General features: G+C 36.3%; 4 protein-coding genes. All 4 read right to left on the bottom strand.

Features of this window, described 5'->3' with window-relative positions; genetic code table 11:
- Nucleotides 1–57: 57 nt before the first annotated feature.
- Genes CP357_RS09615 through opp3b form a run of 4 tightly spaced genes read right to left on the bottom strand, consistent with a single transcriptional unit; the run spans nt 58 to nt 4,049 of the window.
- On the bottom strand, nt 58–999 hold the full coding sequence (locus CP357_RS09615; protein ID WP_098037193.1) for an ABC transporter ATP-binding protein: 942 nt from the start codon (nt 997–999) through the stop codon (nt 58–60).
- Nucleotides 1,000–1,020: 21 nt separating this feature from the next.
- On the bottom strand, nt 1,021–2,070 hold the full coding sequence (locus CP357_RS09610; RefSeq protein ID WP_098037192.1) for an ABC transporter ATP-binding protein: 1,050 nt from the start codon (nt 2,068–2,070) through the stop codon (nt 1,021–1,023).
- 13 nt (nt 2,071–2,083) lie between these two features.
- Nucleotides 2,084–3,115: an ABC transporter permease gene (locus tag CP357_RS09605; protein ID WP_087235722.1), complete on the bottom strand. Its 1,032-nt coding sequence runs from the start codon at nt 3,113–3,115 to the stop codon at nt 2,084–2,086.
- Nucleotides 3,116–3,119: 4 nt separating this feature from the next.
- Nucleotides 3,120–4,049, bottom strand: a complete 930-nt coding sequence (gene opp3b, locus CP357_RS09600) for an oligopeptide ABC transporter permease (RefSeq protein ID WP_087176546.1) — start codon at nt 4,047–4,049, stop codon at nt 3,120–3,122.
- Between the last annotated feature and the right edge of the window lie 202 nt (nt 4,050–4,251).

Here is a 4,251-nt window from a genome sequence, read left to right as displayed (position 1 = left end):
TTAGGAAATCATCGTTCTTTTTTATGTCTTAGGAATTAGTTTTTTCCCAGACACTGCTTATTCATAGCTATCAGCAACATTTTGATAATGAGCAACTTCATCATCACTGCAACGCACAAAATGTCCAGGACGGATTTCATGCATAGTACGTTCTTTACCATCGCCCTCTTCTTTTTGTACATCATAGTCTATACGCTTACGATTTCGTTCAATTTCTGGATCAGGCACTGGAACTGCCGAAATCAAACTCTTAGTATAGTCATGCAACGGACGATCATAAACATCATCGGCTGGTCCTACTTCGAGTAACTTACCAAAGTGCATAACACCAATGCGGTCAGAAATAAATTTAACCATTGATAAGTCATGCGCAATAAATAAGTAAGTTAGCCCATGCTTTTTCTGCAATTCTATCATCAAGTTAACAACTTGCGCTTGAATCGAAACATCTAACGCCGAAATAGGTTCATCTGCAACGATAAATTTAGGTTCTACTGCCAATGCACGTGCAATTCCGATTCTTTGACGCTGCCCACCAGAAAATTCGTGAGGGAAACGACTAGCATGATTCTTATTCAAGCCAACCGTTTCAAGTAATTCTTCTACTCTCTGACGACGTTCTTCTTTTGATTTAACTAAATGGTGAATGTCCAAACCTTCCGCAATAATATCCTCTACTGTCATTCTAGGATTTAATGATGCATATGGATCTTGGAAAATCATCTGTGCATCACGCCGAAATTTCAATTTATCTTCACGTTTATTCAGATTTTCAATGTTTTTTCCCTCAAAGATAACCTCACCAGCAGTTGGTTGATAAAGCTGTAAAATTGAACGGCCAGTCGTAGTTTTACCTGAACCTGATTCACCTACTAAACCGAAGGTTTCTCCTTTATGGATATCAAAACTCACATCATCTACAGCTTTAGTGATTGTACGTCCATTTTTGAAGTATTGCTTTAAATGCTTTACTTGCAAAATCTTTTCTTTTTCTGACATATAAATCTCCTCTCGCTGTTGCTAGTTTTGTGCCTTATTTTCTTCTTGCATCAATTCAAATTTCTTCCAACGTCTTTGAATTTCAGCCGGTGGTTCTACTTTAGGTGCTCCTGGTGCAAGTAACCAAGTAGCCGCATAATGTGTATCTGATACTTTGAAAAATGGTGGTTTACGCTCAATATCAATTTTCATTGCATACTTGTTTCTTGGTGCAAACGGATCACCCTTAGGTGGATCAAGTAAATCTGGGGGTGTACCCGGAATTGATTCCAAGGTATTACTTTCAAGAGTTGGCATTGAATTAATGAGTCCCCAAGCATATGGATGTTGTGGATTATAAAAGATATCATCAACAGTACCATATTCAAGAAATTCACCAGCGTACATTACAGCAACTCGATCTGCCATTCCGGCAACAACACCTAAATCGTGGGTAATAAAGATAATTGAAGTCTTTACTCTCTTTTGTAAATCCTTCATTAAATCAAGGATTTCAGCTTGTACTGTAACGTCAAGAGCTGTTGTTGGTTCATCAGCAAGCAAAATTTCTGGCTCACAAATGAGGGCAATCGCAATCACGATTCTTTGACGCATCCCACCTGAAAATTGGTGTGGATATTGATTAATTCTTTCTTCAGCGTCAGGAATTCCAACAGCTTTCATCATGTCGAGAGCTTTTGCCCAAGCTTCTTTTTTAGAAGCTCCCTTATGTTTAATTAAAGGCTCTGCAATTTGTTGACCAATCTTCATGGTTGGATCCAGTGAAGTCATTGGATCTTGGAAAATCATGGCAATTTCATTACCACGAATTTTTTGCCATTCTTTTTCAGAAATATCCAATAAATTTTTACCGTGAAAATTTATTTCTCCACCCATAATTTGAGCATTACGAGCAAGAAGTCCAATAATTGAACGAGTAGTAACAGATTTTCCTGAACCTGATTCACCAACAATTGCCAAGGTTTCTCCCTCATTCAAATGAAAGGAGACATCACGAATTGCCTTTACTTCACCTGCATAAGTGTGAAAATCAATTTTCAAATTTTTAACATCCAAAATTTTCTTTGGCATTTAGTTTTGCCTCCTATCTTTGTCCTTTAGGGTCAAATGCATCACGCAAGCCATCACCAAGTAAGTTAAATGCAATCATCAAGATACATAAAACAATTGCTGGATACCACATCTGATATGGTAAGAATTGGAAGTTCTTTTGGCCTTCATTCAGAAGCACACCAAGTGAGGTTTCCGGTGCAGTGATACCAATACCAATAAAACTTAGGAATGCTTCAAAGAAGATTGCACTTGGGATAGTATACATGGTTTGAATAATGATTAAACTTGATAAATTAGGAACAAGATGCTTCCATGCAATTTTCCAACCTGATTCACCTAATGACTGTGCTGCCAAAACATATTCTTCATTTTTCAAACTCAATGTTTCTGCACGAATTTGCCGGGCCATTGTCGTCCAACTTGAAATAGCAATTGCTAAAATAATTGAAGTAATACCTGGTTTTAAAACAACCAACATTAGAACCACAATAATTAAGTTAGGAACGGAAGAAATAATTTCGATAATCCGTTGCATAACGTTATCGACTCCTCCGCCTTTCCAACCAGAAATTATTCCATACATAACCCCGATCGTTAAATCAAAGAAAGCAGCTACTAAAGCAACAATTAAAGAAATTTTTGTACCATAAATAATTCTTTGACCTAATGAACGACCTAAGTAGTCAGTTCCTGCTATGAAATACTTATCCTTAGGAACATTATTTTGAGCATAGGCATCAACCCATTGGCCATTTTGCTTAATTTTACCGTTAAGACCATTAATAGCGCTCAATCCCGGAACTTTAGCAGGTAAATTAGCGTACTGCGGATGTGATTTTACCAATGTAGATTTATTAATAAATGGCGTTGAACCAAAAGCAACTATAACCATAAAAATAATAACGATTGCAGAGATTACAGCTGCTTTTCTTTGTTTGAATCTTATCCAAACATTTTGACTAAATGAAAGTGCAGGCCCAGCAATTTTTTCACTATCTTGAGCTTGTCCTTTTGGTAAAGGTTCAAAAGCATCTGGACTAAGTTTTAAATCTTTTTCATCCATATCTCTAAGCCTCACTTCCTGCTAATCTAATTCGTGGATCGATTAATCCGTAAACAATATCAGTGATTAAAAGAACAATTACTAGACCAATACAGTAGACCATTGTAATACCCATGATTGTTGGATAGTCATTAGTCAAAATTGACTTAACGAATTGTTCACCAATTCCAGGGATATTGAAAATATTTTCAATAACCATTGAACCAGTCATCAACGCTACAGCATAAGGTCCAATCAAAGTCACTAATGGAATTACTGAGTTACGCATTGCGTGCTTTCTAATAACTTCCATTCTACTTAACCCTTTTGCCTTACCTAATTCAATGTAGTCACTACTCAAAGTATCAACCATGCTAGTTCTAATAAATCGAGCCGTTTCAGCAAGCGGACCTACAGCTAAAGCAATAGTTGGCAAGATGGTTTGAGAAAATTGACCCCAACCAGCGATCGGGAACCATCCCAGTTTTAAACCAATGTAATATTGAAGAAGAACTGCTAAAACAAAGTTAGGAACAGATTTACCAATAATTGAAAAAACAGTTGCAGTAGAATCAGCCCAAGTACCTTGTTTCATGGCTGCAATCGCACCAACGATAACGCCGAGCACAACACCAAGAATCAATGCTTGAAGACCTAATTGAACTGAAGCACCGAGACGAGCACCAATTAATGATGAGACAGGTTGATTACTGTATTGGAAACTTGTTCCAAAATCACCGTGCAGCATACCGACAATATAAATCAAGTATTGTTGCCATACTGGTTTATTCAAACCATATTGTTGGTCCATGATATGTCTTTGCGTCATCGTCATCTTTGCTTCATTGGCATACGGTGATCCTGGCATCAATTTCATTAAGAAAAAGGTTACCGTTGCTACAATAAACAAAGTGAGGATCATATATAAAATACGCTTTATTAAGTATCTAGCCATATTTGCAGCTCCTTACTTTTTATTTAATCTTCACATTATTTTTTAATGTTAGTTTCTATTATAGCAAAACACAAAAAAATATCTAGTCATAATTAAAAAAATAAGAGAAAATCGCATTTTCTCTTATTTTTTTAATTAATATTTATTCGTAAATTGCAATAATAAATTGAACACTTAAGCTGCTTGATAGATATGATCCAAT

It is taken from the genome of Lactobacillus sp. UMNPBX6 (assembly GCF_002553975.1).
Classification (GTDB): Bacteria; Bacillota; Bacilli; order Lactobacillales; family Lactobacillaceae; genus Lactobacillus; species Lactobacillus gallinarum.
Note: the sequence above shows the minus strand (reverse complement) of the source record. Positions and strands in the feature narration are given on the sequence as shown.